The sequence below is a fragment of the Flavobacterium sp. KACC 22758 genome, assembly GCF_028736135.1.
GTDB lineage: Bacteria > Bacteroidota > Bacteroidia > Flavobacteriales > Flavobacteriaceae > Flavobacterium > Flavobacterium johnsoniae.
This window is the reverse complement of the sequence record NZ_CP117878.1, coordinates 5374160-5391606: the sequence shown is the minus strand read 5'-3', so window position 1 is coordinate 5391606 and position 17447 is coordinate 5374160. Positions and strand designations below refer to the sequence as shown.

The 17447-nt window shown below is 34.4% G+C and carries 5 protein-coding genes; 4 read left to right on the top strand and 1 reads right to left on the bottom strand.

Features of this window, described 5'->3' with window-relative positions:
• Positions 1–64: 64 nt before the first annotated feature.
• Complete coding sequence (locus tag PQ462_RS22975) at positions 65–4303, bottom strand: T9SS sorting signal type C domain-containing protein (protein ID WP_274251737.1); 4239 nt, start codon at positions 4301–4303, stop codon at positions 65–67.
• Positions 4304–4598: 295 nt separating this feature from the next.
• On the opposite strand from PQ462_RS22975, the gene PQ462_RS22970 reads away from it, so the two are divergent.
• The 4 genes from PQ462_RS22970 to PQ462_RS22955 all read left to right on the top strand — a co-directional run bounded on the left by PQ462_RS22970 (position 4599) and on the right by PQ462_RS22955 (position 17228).
• Positions 4599–5084 (top strand): regulatory protein RecX, encoded by a 486-nt coding sequence (locus PQ462_RS22970; RefSeq protein WP_274251736.1) that lies wholly within the window; start codon positions 4599–4601, stop codon positions 5082–5084.
• Between the two features lie 391 nt (positions 5085–5475).
• Positions 5476–10023, top strand: coding sequence for a T9SS sorting signal type C domain-containing protein (locus PQ462_RS22965; RefSeq protein WP_274251735.1), 4548 nt, complete (start codon positions 5476–5478; stop codon positions 10021–10023).
• A gap of 141 nt (positions 10024–10164) precedes the next feature.
• Entirely contained in the window at positions 10165–13221 is a 3057-nt protein-coding gene (locus PQ462_RS22960; RefSeq protein ID WP_274251734.1) for a DUF7507 domain-containing protein, read from the top strand.
• Between the two features lie 176 nt (positions 13222–13397).
• A complete protein-coding gene (locus PQ462_RS22955; protein ID WP_274251733.1) occupies positions 13398–17228 on the top strand; it encodes a T9SS sorting signal type C domain-containing protein in 3831 nt (1276 codons plus the stop codon).
• The last annotated feature ends 219 nt before the right edge of the window (positions 17229–17447 follow it).

Genomic DNA, 17447 nt, shown 5'->3' with positions numbered 1-17447 from the left:
AATAAAAAATCCATTTGTCTTAATTTGACAAATGGATTTTTTATTTGGGTTTAGAAGTGTAATTCTATTTAAAGATCACTTTTCTGGTTACCTGGGCATTGTTTTCAAGGTTAACTTTTACAAGCAGCACCTGATCGGCTGACTGAAGGTTTGAGATTGATAATTCAGTATTTCCGACTTTCTTTTTATTGTAAATCAGTTTTCCTGTAATATCGAAAATGTTTACTTCTTTAATGTTTTCTTTTGCAGAAGTAACTTTGATAGTTTTGTCTTTTACAGAAATTAAAAGTCCGTCTTTTACATTCTCAAAATCACCAGTTCCTAATGTTTTATTAGTGTAACGAAGTGCAAAACGATCTGTAAAAGTTCCTGCTTGGGTTTTAAAAGTATAGTCCTGAGCTTTTAAATCTGAAACAGCCCCAGTTGTTTTGTCTTCCAGATATACATTGTGGTTATCAAAGAACCCGTCAACGTGATCAATTGAAATCGTAAAATCTCCCGCAATTGTTGTTTTGTATCCTAACGGAATTACATCGCTGTTTTCAAATGGAAGCGCACGACCCTGAATTGAAAATTTTGCCGTTTCGTTAATACTGTAAAAATCTACATAAGTGTTTCCGTTGAAGCTCGCCGCATCGTAATTCAAGTCTAATCCGTTTGTTGCTCCTTCTATATAACCTACTAAAGTTTGTTTGAAGGCTCCTTCAGCATTGGATAAGTTCAGCCATACACGGTTTCTTTCCAAGTTTTCAGTTTTTGCCGTTTTGTAGAAGCTGCCATTATTACCTCCCACCCTCATATCGTTTGTAAAGGTGATGCTGTTTGTAACAGGTTTGGCAAAGAATCCCTGCCCGGCAGCAATGTATCCTGTCGGGCCAGTCGCATCTCCGCCGTTTCTAACACTTCCCGATAAGTTAAAGGCCGCATAATCTGCAGAAGCATATTTGTATTTATTTGAACCGTCATTTGCCGGAGGCGTATTATGAGTCCATAAATAAATGGTTCCAATATTAGTATCGCCGATAAGTTTGATGCCGTTTATAGCAGAAGGATATGGGTTTCCAAGTAAATTAAACTTATTTGGCACAGTAGTTTTAGGAACATCTCCATTATTAGGAACTCCTGTAAATGAAGCTGTCTGAATGCTCGGCGTAACAATATCAAAATTCTGCGGACCTCTCACGCTGTATCCTTCTCCCGGAGTCATAGGCAGTCCTCCGCCATAACTGATTACCCAGCTTGCATTTGGATTGTAGCTCGTATATTTATCCGATAATGTAAGGGGTGACATCATGTAAAGTGTGAAACCCGAAGCCGCAGTCAAAGGTGATGACCAGTATGTGTAATCGTAACGGCGTACGCTGGTCTGTCTGATATAAGTGATATTTCCAGAGTTTGCCGCATTTTTGTTGGTTTGTACTAAACTTGAATTGTTGTTGAAGGTTAGTGATCCTCCTGTGTTTACCGTTACTGCATTGGTGATGTTTAGAGTATTAGTGCTGTTTACAGTTAATGAACCTAAATTTGTCACTGATAGAGTATTGGCGTATGAATTGGTATTAGTTCCGTTAATAATTGGTTTATTAGTGGTATTTGGTATTACAACACAGTCAGATGCAGTTGGTACGCCGCTTGGTGTCCAGTTTGATGCAATATTCCAGTCAGTATTAGTATTTCCATTCCATACTTTTGCAATTACTTTTACTAAAACAACTGCAGACAAGGAAGAACAAGCGCCGTCATAAGCAGTTCTTCTAAACCAAGTGTCTTGTGTTAAAGTTCCAGGAGTATAATTTTGCCCATTATTTGTTCCTGATGCAGCAGAGAAACCAGTTGTATTGCTGGTCGTACTGCTTTCCCATAAATAACTATAAGTACCACTGCCTGTAGGGATAGATCCGGTAATTGTGCCAGGTAAATTTCCTGCACATATAGATTGAGAATAAGATGCAGTAACGTATAATCTTTTAGTTGTTCCTACACAAGGGTCTGTAAAGTTTGCATTTGTAGCTGCAATTGAAATTGTATTGCCACTACCTAAAAGCGCACTTTCAACTACTGATTGACTAGTTGCCGCGTGGCAGAAAGGATTTATAGCATATGCTGCGCAAGTTGTTCCGGTTGGGGTTCCATAACTGGCAAAACTTACATTGTTAAAATAGGTTCCCGCTGAAGCAGTCAGGCTTCCTGTTGCATTTTCTACAGGCTGCATGCAAACAGTACCAGAAGTTCCGTTGCTATAACTAATAATATTATTACCTGCTCTAACAGTGATTGTAACTACTGTAGAAGTTGCTGTATTGCATGCCCCACTTGTTATTGCTCTATAATAAGCAGTTTTTGTTAAGGAACCCATTTGAGAACCAGTTAAGACTGCGGCTGTAGCTCCGTCAATATTGTTGAAATTTGTATTATCTGTAGATACCTGCCATTGTATGTTACCTCTATAACCGCTTAAAGAAATATTTGCAGGCTGTGTTCCGTAACAAATCGATTGATTGTCAGAAGCTGTTCCGCCAGCACTTGTTGGACTGTTTGTAATTGTAATCGGTGCACTCTCTGTAAAGTTACAAGCCGTTCCAGTTCCAGCAACATTACTGGTAGCAAGACGACGATATTGATATACTATATCACTTGCTGTGCTGTTAGCAACCATTGCAGGAGGATCATATGTTCTTCCAGTCGCTCCAGAAATATTAGAAAATCCGCCACCGTTGGTTTGTATCTGCCATTGAAAATTGATATAGGGATTTGGTGCATTAAGATCAGCGCTGTTATATTCAAGAGATCCTTCGATAACCCCTGGATCTCCTCCATTACAAAAATTTACTGTGGCTGGGGCTGTAATTGTATTTAAAGCAGCATCAAATGGTGTTATGTTAAAACCAACTCTATTGGCACCTGCGTTTTCATAGTATTCTAATGTAAAAATTGGATTTGCAGGAACGTTTACCAAAATGTTGCTGTATGTAGTTGCACCTTGTTCTACCCATCTGTCTAAAATATATCCGCCATTATTTATAGATAATCTTACTCCATCATCTCCTATTATTCGGATTAAATAACATCCTGCAGGTCTTGTTGACTGCATTCGATATCTAACAGCAAAACCTTCTGTATACATCGAAGCTCTTTGGACTCCATTTGAGAATACAGGAAAACATGTGTAGTCTCCGCCAAAGTTTGTGTCAAAATTTTCTGTTCCAATGGTATAATACCCTGCATAATTCGTAGTAGTAAATGGTGAAGGTGCAGCACCTGTTGAATTATAAATATGACCTATCCAGGTATTATTTGCTCCTGCAGTAGTTTGACTGTCAAGATTATTGCGGGAAGAATTTAATGTTAGGGTCATTGTACCGCTGTTTGTGTCTGTACAACTGCCCGCTAGAAAAACACGTATTTGCCCTGAAAAATTTGCTGTCCAGGTAATTGATGTTCCAGTGGCTCCTGAAGAGCTAACATTTGGAGTTAAATTGTTATTTGAACTATCTAATAAGGTCAAATTTTCGTTGCCAGAAAAAATATTTCCTACAGAAAAAGTATAATTATATCCTGAAATAACATTTACTACCGCATATTGTCCCGAACTTATAGTACCTGTTTGGGTATTGCTATAATCAATACAAAACGAATAATCTGATCCTGCTTGGGAAGTAGGTGTAGGAGTACATGTTCCTACTATGTTAACTCGTCCGTTTGCTCCATTCCCACCAGACATATTTCCCCACCACCAATGATACTCTCCACCGCCACCGCCACCGCCGGGTGAGGTGCCAGGATTTCCATTATCATCTCTTTGCCCTGAACCACCTGTCCCAGGAGCATTTCCTGCATCACCACCATTGCCTCCACTTGCATTTCCTGTCACTCCATTAGAGCCTGATGATGTTGTTCCATTTCCTCCAGTCCCACGTGTACCTGCATTTCGGTTGCCTCCAGTACCTCCATTAGCAGTAACAGAAATTCCGCCATAAGTTAGTGTGGAATCACCTCCTGCTGGTCCGTTACCTGTTGATCCAGCGCCTCCTCGCCCTACAGTATATGTTATTGTTTGACCTGAAGTAACTGCAAATGTTCTGTAAGAATATCCGCCGCCGCCGCCGCCGCTTCCTCCATTATTGTTGCTAGTTGAGCCTCCTCCTGCACCACCTGCACCCCAAACTTCAACTGTAACACTATTGATACCTGCTGGAACTACCCACGATCTAGTACCAGAAGCATTATCTGAAACTGATGTTTGTGCAAATGAGTAAAAAGTAAGAATAAATAAAAAAGATGAAAAAAGTAGTTTTCTAATCATAGTAGGCGTGGTATTATTTTTTTTGTTTTGAGGCTTAAATTCAAATAAAAAATATTGAATTTCGTTATTTATTGAACTCAGATTTTTTATATGCTAAATGTTAAAAATATTATTAATATTTGTTTAATATATCAAACGGTTTAACAAACAGAATTTGCCTCAAAAATATTACAATTTGGAATAAAAAACAACTATGCTAAATACTGTTTTTGAGAAAATCGAATAAATTATCATAAAATTTAACAGTTGATTGTTTATTTTTAGCAATTTGAGTTAAAAAAGAAAGAAAATACACATGAGTAAAATTTACACTGCAAAAGAAGCTTTACAGAAATTAGAGCATTTTTGTGCTTATCAGGAACGTTGCCACGATGAAGTTGTTTCTAAATTATATAGTTTAAAAATGACTACAGAAGAGGTTAATATAATTGTTGTTCAGTTGATTGAAGGAAATTTTTTAAATGAAACTCGTTTTGCATGCAGTTTTGTAAGAGGCAAACATCGAATAAAATATTGGGGAAAAATTAGAATTACAAATGAATTAAAATCTCGTCATATTTCTTCAACAAATATTGCGCTAGCCTTAAAAGAAATTTCTGCTGAAGAATACTTCGAGACATTTGAAATTCTTTCTGAAAGATGCTGGAATTCTATTCAGGAAAAAAACATACTCAAAAAAAGAAAAAAATTCTGCGATTATATACTTCGCCGCGGTTATGAAAGTGATTTAGTATATGAAAAACTTAAAGAATTGGAGCAAAATCAGATTAGAAAAATATAATAAAAAATCGTATTTCATATTTTAGTTTTCTCGTCATAATTTCTTTAGCAAAACATCCTAAATTCCTTACGTAATAAAAAATAACCCATAGTTGTTAAATATCGCTTTTCTGCGCATTTTTTATCTTATCAGACGTTTTTTCGATTATTTTTTTAAAAATCGAACTGAAAAGCTAACTATATTACGGATTTTTCTTATTTTTAACATAGCTATTTTATAAGAAATTCCATAAAATGTTAATTTTAACTATGTATTTCATCGATTATTTTATCATTTTATCGATTATATAGCGGTTGTGAAAACCTTAATAAAATCAAACACGTAGATGTATCTATATTTGCTCGGTTAGGAAAACTATGCCAGCATAACAAACTGATAGAAAAACATCTATATGAAAAAAACTCTACTTTTATTCTTGTTTTTGCCTTTCTTAGGATTTGCACAAAATGTTGATTTTGTACAATGGAATGGATCAACAGATTTAGCACCAACTATCCTGCACAATTTTGTTGATGCAAGCAATGTTACAGGAGCAGGTTTTTCAAATGGCAACCCAACTCCAACTAATGATGGAATTGAAGGAACAAATTGGCCTACTGCTAATGCAATTGATTTGAATAAGTACATTCAAATTACTTTAAACCCAATTTTAGATGGAAGAATTATATTAAATGAAATTCAGTTTACTTACAAAGGAAATTCATCAGGATATCAAGTTCGTTATTCTAAACAGGCTGACTTTTCAACTTCTACTATTTTAACTACTATTACAAACGCTGTACCTTATAACACTCCTACATCGGGGAATCTCTCTGGATTAAATATTGCAATTAATGCAGGAGAAAAAATATACATTCGTTTTTATGCCTATAATGGTGGAGGAACTTGGAAATTAATGAATAATAATCTTCTAAAGCTAAGAGGAACTATTGTACAGAATCCATCTCCTATGAATGGAACATATATAGTAGGAAGTGCTACAACAGCAAGTTTTCCAACTCTTACAAGCACAGTGAGGGCATTAAATGCTGTTGGAGTATCTGGCGCTGTAAATTTATTACTGGATAATACTACATACAACAGGTCAACAGGGGAAACTTTTCCATTAGTGATAAATCCTTACCTAGGAAACACAAACTATAAAGTAACCTTTAAACCAAACACTAATAGAACTGTTAATATTGAATCTACAAATTTTCCATCTAGTACTTCAACACCAGCTGTTTTTAAACTTAATGGTGTCGACAATGTAGTTTTTGATGGTAGTAATGTAACAAATGGTATTACAAAAAACTTAACTATATACAATAATAATCAATTAAACAGCGACAGAGCTGTTATTTGGATTGCAAGTGAAAATAATAGTAACGGTGCAAATAATAATGAAATTAAAAATTTAATTTTAAGACAATATGCTCGAGGAACTTATGATTTTTCTGTTGGTGTATTTGGTGGAGGAAATAGCGATATTACAAGTAGTGCACAGACCGCTAACTCTTTTAATGTCATAAATAATGTAACTTTTACAACTGTTGGTCAAGCGGTTTATTTAGAAGGCAGTTCTTCTTCATTGTCATCAGGATGGAAGATTCAAAACAACGTAATAGGAGGAACAACAAATACAACTAAACCTCACGTCGGTATTCGTTTAAATAATGCTAAAGATTATGAAGTTTCACAAAATACTATTTCTGGGGTTTTAAGATCAAATTCGAACAATACTACTACTCATCTTGCAGGTATTTCAGTTTATGGAACAAGTAATGGAGTTATTTTTGGTAATAAAATAAGTGATGTTTACGATTCAGCAGGAAGTCCAACATATTGTGCAGGAATCTATGTTGATAGTGGTAATAATAGTATTTACAATAATTTCATTAATAATATTAGTACTAGCACTAATAATGATAATACCAGTAATTATCAATACAAAGGACATGGTATTTTTATTAACAGTGGTGCTCAAAATAAAATTTATCATAATACTATTTCAATGGATAACACCTCTGCAGGAGGAAGATCGTCTTGTTTATTCATAGCAGGAGGAAGTAATATTGGAATTAAAAACAATATATTTTATAATTCTCAAACAAATGGAACACAGTATCTAATTTCTTCAAATACGGATCATACTGCAATAACAGAATTTGACAACAATAATTATTTCCTTAAAAGTTCAGGTACTTTATCAAATAGATTATCAACAGGAACATATACAACCCTTACAACATGGAAAGGAGTGTCTTCTGCTAAAGAACAAAATTCCATAAATGTTGAGCCACAATTTATTTCAACAACAGATTTTCACTTAGCACAAAACACAACAAATTCTGGATTGCATGCTAAGGGAACGCCAATTTCTACTATTACTACAGATATTGATAATGAAACTAGAAGTTCAACAACGCCTGATATGGGAGCTGATGAGATTATTGTCTGTGAACAAGGTGATCAGACTTCTTTTGGTAATAATAGCTGGATAGGTTATGTGTATAAATGGTCAGGAAGTGTACCAAATCCAGCAGTAAATGCAAGTCCTGCTACAGCAACTAATGTGTTTATAGGGAACGTAACAGAACCGGCAATTTTTGACAGAAATATTGGAAGTGGTACTGTTAGAGGGGTTATTACTAATATATGCGGATCTGCACCGGCAGATAACTTCTTTGTACGCTATAAAATGCAGACAACAACTACAGCAGGAACTTACAATTTTACAATTGGAGGAGATGACGGTGTAAGATTATATGTTGATGGAAATTTAATAAATGTAGCTCCAGCAAATTCTTATGCAATTCATAGTTATACTACTTATGCCGCACAAGTTGTTTTAGCAGCAGGTACTCATAGTTTTGTTTTAGAATATTTTGAAAATGCTCAAGATTCACGAGTTTCATTTTCATACGGAGAAATCAAAGGTGATGTATCGCTTCCATATGGAATTAACAAATGGAATGTTTATGGTTTTTCTGCTGCAGATATTAATTTACCTGCCTATGCCTATGCAGGAACATATGTAGATAATAACCTAAATGTTAACACACAAACTTCTTGGAATAAAAACAACTCACCTTCTAGTTTTTCAGGATGGCAGGGAGCACCGATAGGAATTGATCAGTTTACTGTAACGTATAGACGTGAAGGTTTTCCTTGTGGAAGCTATCAAATTCAATTAGTAAATTGTGATGATGTAGGTGAAATATATCTTAACGGTACTAGAATTTTTCTTCAAAATGGATATACAACAGCGTTAACAAACGTGGGTACTTATGCATTAAATTCAGCTTCAAAAATTGAAGTCCGTCTTAGAGAAGATGGAGGAGATGCTAATATTGCTGTTAGTTTTGTAACAGTTCCTAATAACTATGATGGAACATCAACTCCAGCACCTGGAACAGCAATAACAATTGCCTCGAATACAACTTTGGCATCAGATCTTAATGTTTGCTCTTGTACTGTTAAAACAGGAGTAACCTTTACGATTCCAAATAATAAAACTCTTACTGTAGATGATGCTTTAATTTTTGAAGGAACTGGAAAACTTCTTATAAATGACGGAGGATCATTATTGCAAAATAATACAACAGCAAACGCATTTCAAGGAGGCAGCACTAATTTTGAGATGCAAAGAAAAACTGTAGTACGTCGTTACGATTATACATACTGGTCATCACCATTAACACTGGCTTCTGGTTTTACACTTTACAAAATGTCTCCAAATACTCTTTCTGACAAGTACACAAGCTATAACCCAAATGCAAGCTGGGTAATCAGTTATGGCGGAGGACTGCCTATGACTCCGGGAGAAGGATACAGCGTGAGAGGTCCGCAGAATTTCGATATTGTTACTCCAAGTACACAAACAGCTTCATTTATAGGAATTCCTAATAATGGTGATGTTGTTAAAACAACTGTTCAAAACAAGTTTAATTTACTTGGAAACCCATATCCTTCAGCTATAGACGGTGATAAGCTTATTAGAGATACCAATATAGGAACGATTTATTTATGGACTCATAACACACCTCCAGCTAATGATGGATCAAGTAATAAATACAAATATGCTTCAGCAGATTATGCGGCGTTTAACTTATCAGGAAGTGTTAGAAACGGCGGAGATGCAGCAGGCCCAACAGGATATATTGCTGCCGGTCAGGGATTCTTTGCTAAACCAATTACAACTAGTATTACATATACTAACAGTATGAGAGTAAGCGCAAATAATGGAAATTTCTATAAAACAGCAAAGACAGAAAATCTTGAAAAAAACCGTGTTTGGCTGAATTTATCAAATGCTGAAGGAGCTTTTAAACAAACTTTGGTTGGTTATATCGAAGGAGCAACAAATGGATTAGACTTGAATTACGATGCGGCCAGTTTCAATGGAAACACTTATGTAGATTTTTACAGTATCAATGAAACAGCTAAATTTTCTATACAAGCACGTGCGCTTCCATTCGAAAACAGCGATGTAATTCCATTAGGATACAAAACAACAGTTGCAGGAGATTTCACAATCTCAATCGATCATGTTGACGGATTCTTTGATAACCAAAAGGTATATCTGGAAGACAAAACAACAGGAGTAATTTCAGATTTAAAAACACAGGATTATACTTTTAAAACTGAAGCAGGAACTTTTACAGATCGTTTTGCACTTCGTTATACCAATAAAACATTAGGAACTGATGACTTTGAAAATGTTAATGAAGGTCTTTTCGTTTCTATAAAAGATAAAGTAATCAAAGTAGCTTCTGCAAAAGAAAACATTAAAGAAATTCACATATTTGATATAACTGGAAAGAGTATTTATCAAAAAGGAAAAGTTGGAACAACAGAATATTCAATATCGAATTTACAATCAAGTGATCAAGTTCTATTAGTAAAAATTGTTCTTGAAAATGATTACACAACAACTAAGAAAGTGATCTTTAAATAATCGCAGAAATAAAATAGTAAAAATCCGACAGTGAAAACTGCCGGATTTTTCCATGTAAATACAATTCCATAATTAAATAAAATATTGCATTAACAAAATACACTCCATAACCCAAAATCAACCAAAAAAATATAAACTGATATGTGCCCAAAATCACTTTTGTTTACCCGTTCTTTATTTTTAAATTTTTTTTTCATCCTTTTTTTTATATCGACAAATGTTTTAAGTCAATCTACTGTATCCAGAATTTATACAGATTGGAGAGGCTATTGGACATCTAATTCTTCGACAGCTGTGGGCAACCGTCCTGACCTTGAAAATAATTTAATTGGTTTTAGCTGGAGTGGTAAAACGTATTCTACAGGCGTTAATGATGCGGCTCTTGATGCAAATTCTGTAACTTACAATAAACAAAAATTCAGAGCTCTAAAAATCCAAACATTAGGTTCTACGACCAGTACTTATTTTTTACAAGGTTCTATGATTGATGGATCAAACACTGTTACAAGATTAGATCCACCCCTAACAGGTGCTACAGCTACAGGTGCAGAGCTTGCGTCCAGATTAACTGATGGTGCTAATGGATTATCACTTGGAACTGGAGTTGCAAACATAAAAGCAGGAACGGCAGAGTTTAAAATTGGAACAAATAATTTAAATACAATTGGTATTAATGATGGAACACCTGATTTGATTGTTACTCAGGTAGCAGAGTATGGCGGGACTCCAGATAAATTTAAGTTTATTGATGCGGCAGGTAATACTGTTGGAAAGGAACTATCAATAACTTTTAGCAGTATCACCCCTTCAATGGGAACCTATAGTCTGGATTTGTTTAACATGAATGGTACTTATGCTTTTACTCCGGCAGCAACAAGAGAGCTGAGAATGATAGCAATTGAAACGAGTGAATTTGAAATTAATGCATCAAATGCATCATTGGTAGATCGTTTTGTAGTTACTTTTTCGGGCAGCTCAGATTGTGCTTTTATCGCTTTTAATACTAATTCCCTAAAGATTGCCGAATTAAATTTGCTTAAAACTGCTTCGATGTCTTCTTGTGGAACTGTGGGAAGTAAAATTGATTATACATTTGAGGTAAGAAATCCTGGAGAGGTTCCGATTACGGATATCCATATCACTGATCCAAAACCTATTAATTATACCACAGGAAATACTATTTCAAGTTTAGCTCCCGGAGCTTCAGTTACATTAAGAGGTACATATACTGTTACAGCTGCAGATGTAACACTGGGAAGAGTTATTAATTCTGCAAAAGTTGCAGGAACGGATCCTTCTTTTAATATTGTTGAGGACATTTCAGGAACATCTTTTGCAAATGATACACCAACTTCAATAGATTTATTAACACCTCCGTCAATTGGCACAACTATTAATACAACTTGTACTGATTTAGGAACTGTAGTCTTAAATAATTTACCAACATCTGGCAATTGGGAAATTGAACGTAGTCCTGATGGACAAATAACAAGAGGATCGGGTTCGAGTACAACTATCACTGGTCTTGTTGCCGGAACAGTATATAGTTTTAAAGTAACTAATGCTGCCGGTTGTAAATCTCCTTCAAGTACCACTGTATCGGTAACCAATCAATCATCAACCACCTGGAATGGAACCTCTTGGTCCAATGGAGATCCAAACAGCACAAAAAGTGCCGTTTTTACAGGAGTATATACCTTTGCAACAGATTTTTATGCCTGTTCTTGTACTGTTAATTCACCTGTAAATTTAATTGTTCCGTCTGGAATTACATTAAACATCACCAATGCAGTAACGGTAAACACAGGAGGATCACTAACCTTCAATAACAATTCAAGTTTAGTACAAACCAACAAAAATGCGGCAAACTCTGGAAATATTACTTATATCAGACAGACCAGCGTACGCCGTTACGATTACACATACTGGTCATCACCTTTGACTGCGGCTTCGGGTTTCACACTTTACATGATGTCACCCCTTACATTATCGGATAAATATACGAGCTACAATCCAAATGCAAGCTGGGTAATCAGTTATGGCGGAGGACTGCCTATGACTCCGGGAGAAGGATACAGCGTGAGAGGTCCGCAGAATTTTGATATTGTTACGCCGAGCATTCAGACAGCTTCATTTACAGGAGTTCCTAATAATGGAGATGTTCCTAAAACTACTGTGCCAAATAAGTTTAATTTACTTGGAAACCCATATCCTTCTGCTATAAACGGCATCAAACTTATCGGCGATACTAATATTGGAACCATTTATTTATGGACTCATAATACGCCTCCGGCAAATGACGGTTCAAATAAATACAAATATGCTTCTGCAGATTATGCGGCCTTTAACTTATCGGGAAGTGTTAGAAACGGCGGAGATGCGACTGGCCCGACAGGATACATTGCTGCCGGGCAGGGATTCTTTGCCAAACCTGTTACAAACAGCATCACCTTTACAAACGATATGAGGGTGGGAGGTAATAATGGCAGCTTCTACAAAACGGCAAAAACTGAAAACTTGGAAAGAAACCGTGTATGGCTGAACTTATCCAATGCTGAAGGAGCCTTCAAACAAACTTTAGTAGGTTATATAGAAGGAGCAACAAACGGATTAGACTTGAATTACGATGCGGCGAGCTTCAACGGAAACACTTATGTAGATTTTTACAGTATTAACGAAACGGCAAAATTTTCAATTCAGGGTCGTGCGCTTCCATTTGAAAACAGCGATGTAATTCCGTTAGGATACAAAACAACAATTGCCGGAGATTTTACGATTTCAATTGATCACGTTGACGGGTTCTTTGATAACCAGAATGTATATCTGGAAGACAAAACAACTGGGGCTGTTTCAGATTTAAAAGCTCAGGACTATACTTTTAAAACCCAAGCAGGAACTTTTACAGATCGTTTTGCACTTCGTTACACTAATAAAACATTAGGAACTGGTGATTTTGAGAATGTAAAAGACGGACTTTTAATTTCTGTAAAAGACAAAACTATCAAAGTTACTTCTGCAAAAGAAAACATTAAAGAAGTAAACATTTTCGATATTACAGGAAAACTGATTTACAATAAAAAGAAAGTCGGAAATACTGAATTATCAATCTCAAACCTTCAGTCAGCCGATCAGGTGCTGCTTGTAAAAGTTAACCTTGAAAACAATGCCCAGGTAACCAGAAAAGTGATCTTTAAATAGAATTACACTTCTAAACCCAAATAAAAAATCCATTTGTCAAATTAAGACAAATGGATTTTTTTATGCAAAAAAATCACCAAAAGTGGGTATTGCAGTTTTATCGAAAGAAAATTAATTTCGGTTAATTCTTACAAATTAAACAATTCACTATTTTGATTAAAAATTTTATTTACTTATTGTCATTTCTTAGCTCAGTCTTTTCTAATTATGTTTTTTCTCAGCAAGGCAAAGTTGACATAACATTCAATTCAATTGATGATGGACTTAAAGGTGATGGATTTGATGGAACAGTTCATGCCCTTTTTCTGCAATCAGATGACAAGTTATTAGTTGGCGGAGAATATACAAGTGTCAACGGAAATATTTCCTCACATTTAATCCGATTACTTTCTGATGGAACTATTGATGAAACTTTTAATGTAGGAACGGGTTTTAATGGAAATATATATGCTTGTAATATGCAGCCCGATGGTAAAATTATTGTTGCAGGCAACTTTACTGGTTTTAACGGAAATAGTTCCGGGAGATTAATCCGTTTAAATAATGATGGAACATATGATGCATCATTTAATACTTCAATTGGAGCCACAACAGGAATTATTTATGATATTGCCTTACAGCCAGATGGGAAAATAATAATTGTAGGAAGTTTTACAAAATATAATAATATAACAGTAAATCGTATTGCACGAATATTACCTAATGGAGCTTTAGATACATCATTTTTAACGGGTTCTGGATCTTCTTTAAATATTACAAAAGCAAAAATCTTGACTGATGGAAAAATTTTGGCAGCTGGGAATTTTACATCATTTAATGGTTTTTTGAGCAATAGAATAATACGATTAAATTCTGATGGGAGCACGGATAGTACCTTTAATATTGGAAGCGGTTTTAATGATAATGTGAATGCAATTGAAGTTTTGTCAGATAATAAAATTATTTTAGGAGGAAATTTTACATTTTTCAATGAAGGTACTGCAAACAAAATACTTCGTTTAAATGAAGATGGCACGCGAGATTTAAGTTTTACCGGATCTGGTTTTACACAAGGTGCAGTTCAGGTTATAAAAAGAGATAATTTGGGAAATCTTATGATTGGCGGATCTTTCACAGGTTCTTACAATGGTATAAATGTAAATAGGGTAGTTTTGTTAAATTCTGATGGAACTGTAAAAAGTGATTTTGAACCAGATTCTGGGCCAGGGAACAATTCTGTTCTTGCACTGGCTCATGACTTAGAAGGATCATGGTACATAGGCGGATCATTTTCTGTTTTTGATGCACAAAATCAAGGCAGGCTTGCCAAAGTAAATGAAATAGGAGAGTTAGACATTAGTTTTCTCACAGCTGGAATTGGATTTGATAATTCAGTTTTAAAAATTATATCATTGGAGAATAAAAAAGCAATGGTGTTTGGAAAATTTTCCAAATATAACAATAGTTCAATTTACAGAATCGCGAGGTTATTAGATGATGGAACACTTGATAATACTTTTAATACGGGACAAGCCGGAGCAAACAACTCAATAACAACAGCAATAAAACAGGCAGATGATAAGATTGTTTTTGCAGGCAGTTTTACAAAATATAACGATGTACAAAACAATCGTATAGTGCGAATTTTACCAAATGGTTCTATTGATAACACCTTTAATATTGGTATCGGATTTAATGCGCAGGTTAATATAATAGCTATTCAGTCAGATCAAAAAATAATTGTGGCAGGAAGTTTTGATCGCTATAACAATGTTGCAGCTCCCGCCAGAATAGTCAGGCTTTTACCTGATGGATCAAGAGACTTTTCTTTTAATGTTAATCTTGCAACTGATACGGCTATTCAGGATGTGTTAATCCAGCCCGATGGAAAGATCTTAGTTGGAGGAAAATTTGGAACATTTAATGGTCAGTCTTTTTCTCGTTTAGTAAGATTAAATATTGATGGAAGTTTTGATTCAGGTTTTAATATTGGAGAAGGTTTTGATAAAATAGTGTATTCACTCGGATTACAATCTGATCAAAAAATAATTGTTGGAGGGACTTTTCTAAATTTCAATAATACTGCTCAAAAACGAATTCTTCGATTAAATCAAAATGGAAGTTTAGATACAAGTTTTGAATCTGGAACAGGATTTAGTAATGGCGATGTCCGTACAGTTTTGGTTCAGCCGGATGATCGTATTTTAGCAGGCGGTACTTTTTCTACAACTTTTAAAGGTAATCCAGCATCAAGATTTATCAGACTTTTAAAAACGGGTGGTTTTGACCCATCTTTTAATGCTCGTTTAAATAAGAATCTTTACACATTAAGTTTTACATCTGATTATAAATTACTGATTGGAGGAGATTTTAACTCAATTTCTGGAATCTCCAAGCATAGAATTGCACGTCTAAAACTTTGTCTGGAATCAACAATCTGGAATGGAAACTCATGGTCTAATGGTTATCCTTCTGGTGGGAAAGAGATTTTCTTTAAAGAAGATTTCCCAAATTTAGTATCTTCAAATGTTTGCAGTTGTAATATTGAGGCAGGAAAAACAGTAACGCTTATTAACAAAAATACACTAGAAATAGAATTCTCGTATTTAGGTTCTGGGACTCTTGTTTTAGAAGATGGTGCCAGTTTATATCAATCAGATGATGATATGGTAAACACTGGAATTATACATTTAAAAAGAAAAACACAACCAATTGTTCGTTATGATTATACATACTGGTCATCTCCGGTTAAGGATCAAAAACTAATTGATTTTTCTCCTAATACTTTATTTGATAAATATACTTCTTATAATACAGAATTAAAAAAATGGGATATCGATTCACCTTCAAATGCAATGATTGTTGGTAAAGGATATTCTATAAGGGGACCACAAGATTATTCAATAACAGAGCGATCAATTTTTGAAGGAGTTTTTAAAGGATTGCCAAATAACGGAAAAATAGAGTATGATTTAATTGCATCAGGTTTATTTAGTTTAATAGGAAATCCATATCCGTCAGCGATTGATGCAGATATCTTTCTAAATGTGAACAAAACAAAAACTGCAGGAGCATTGTATTTCTGGACTCATAATACGCCTATTGCTGATTTTAAATACAGCTCAGATGATTATGCTGTTTATAATTTAATTGGTGGAATTAGTACTAAAGCAAACTCAGCAGGTGAAGAAGATGCTGCTCCGAATGGAAAAATCGCATCAGGACAGGCTTTTTTTATAAGAAGTAATGTTTCTGGAACTATTGAATTTAATAATACTATGCGAATTGCAGGTCAGAATAATGTTTTTTATAAACCGATGAAAAGTCAGAGCCTTAAAAATACGACACAATTTAGTAAACATAGATTATGGCTGAATCTTATAAATAAAAAAGGAGTTTTTAAGCAAATTTTAATTGGCTACATCAGCAAAAATTCAAAGCCAGATTTGCGTTATGATGCTGAATCAATCAATGGAAATCAGTATGCAGATTTTTACAGTATAATTGAAAACAAAAAATTAGTAATTCAAGGTCAAACTCTACCTTTTAAAGATTCAGATAAAATCTTTTTAGGATATAGAATAGCCGAAGCCGATAATCTTGCTATCTCGATTGACCATGCAGATGGTGAAATGAATGAGAAAGAGATTTATTTGTATGATAAGCTGAATGACCAAATTTTCGATTTACGTCAAGCTAATTATAATTTTAATAGTGAAAAAGGAACTTTTCTGGACAGATTTGAGATTCATTTTAAAAATGAAAAATTAAGTATTCCAGCCTTTGATGACTTAAAAAGCACTGTATTGGTATCTGTAAAAAACAAAACAATTGATATAACAGTCAAAAAAGAAAATCTTAAAACGGTTTCTGTTTTTGACATTAATGGAAAGTTACTTTACAGGAGTAAAAATCTTCATGAAAAAAAAGAATTACAAATTTGGAATTTGAAGTCCTATAATCAAGTTCTATTAGTGAAAATTGTTTTAGAAAACAATCATGTTATAACAAAAACAATCATTTTTTAAGTGCTGTTAAAGCCAGAAAAAAAAACAAATCTTAATTATAATTTTTCTATTTATAAGCAATAAAATTTGCTGTATTTTCCTTCATTAACCCTTGTGTTTACTAGAGATTTTAGCATTTAACAACTTTTTTTAAAAACTACATGATTGATAATGAGAATGTTAAATTTTTGACTTTTGTCTTGCTAATTAAAATATATTGTAAATAAAATCGTACCTTGT

What these genes read in the sequence shown, in the direction of transcription:
- PQ462_RS22965 (WP_274251735.1), top strand. Translation starts at nt 5,476, where the DNA reads ATGAAAAAAACTCTACTTTTATTCTTGTTTTTGCCTTTCTTAGGATTT.
- PQ462_RS22975 (WP_274251737.1), bottom strand. Translation starts at nt 4,303, where the DNA reads ATGATTAGAAAACTACTTTTTTCATCTTTTTTATTTATTCTTACTTTT.
- PQ462_RS22960 (WP_274251734.1), top strand. Translation starts at nt 10,165, where the DNA reads ATGTGCCCAAAATCACTTTTGTTTACCCGTTCTTTATTTTTAAATTTT.
- PQ462_RS22970 (WP_274251736.1), top strand. Translation starts at nt 4,599, where the DNA reads ATGAGTAAAATTTACACTGCAAAAGAAGCTTTACAGAAATTAGAGCAT.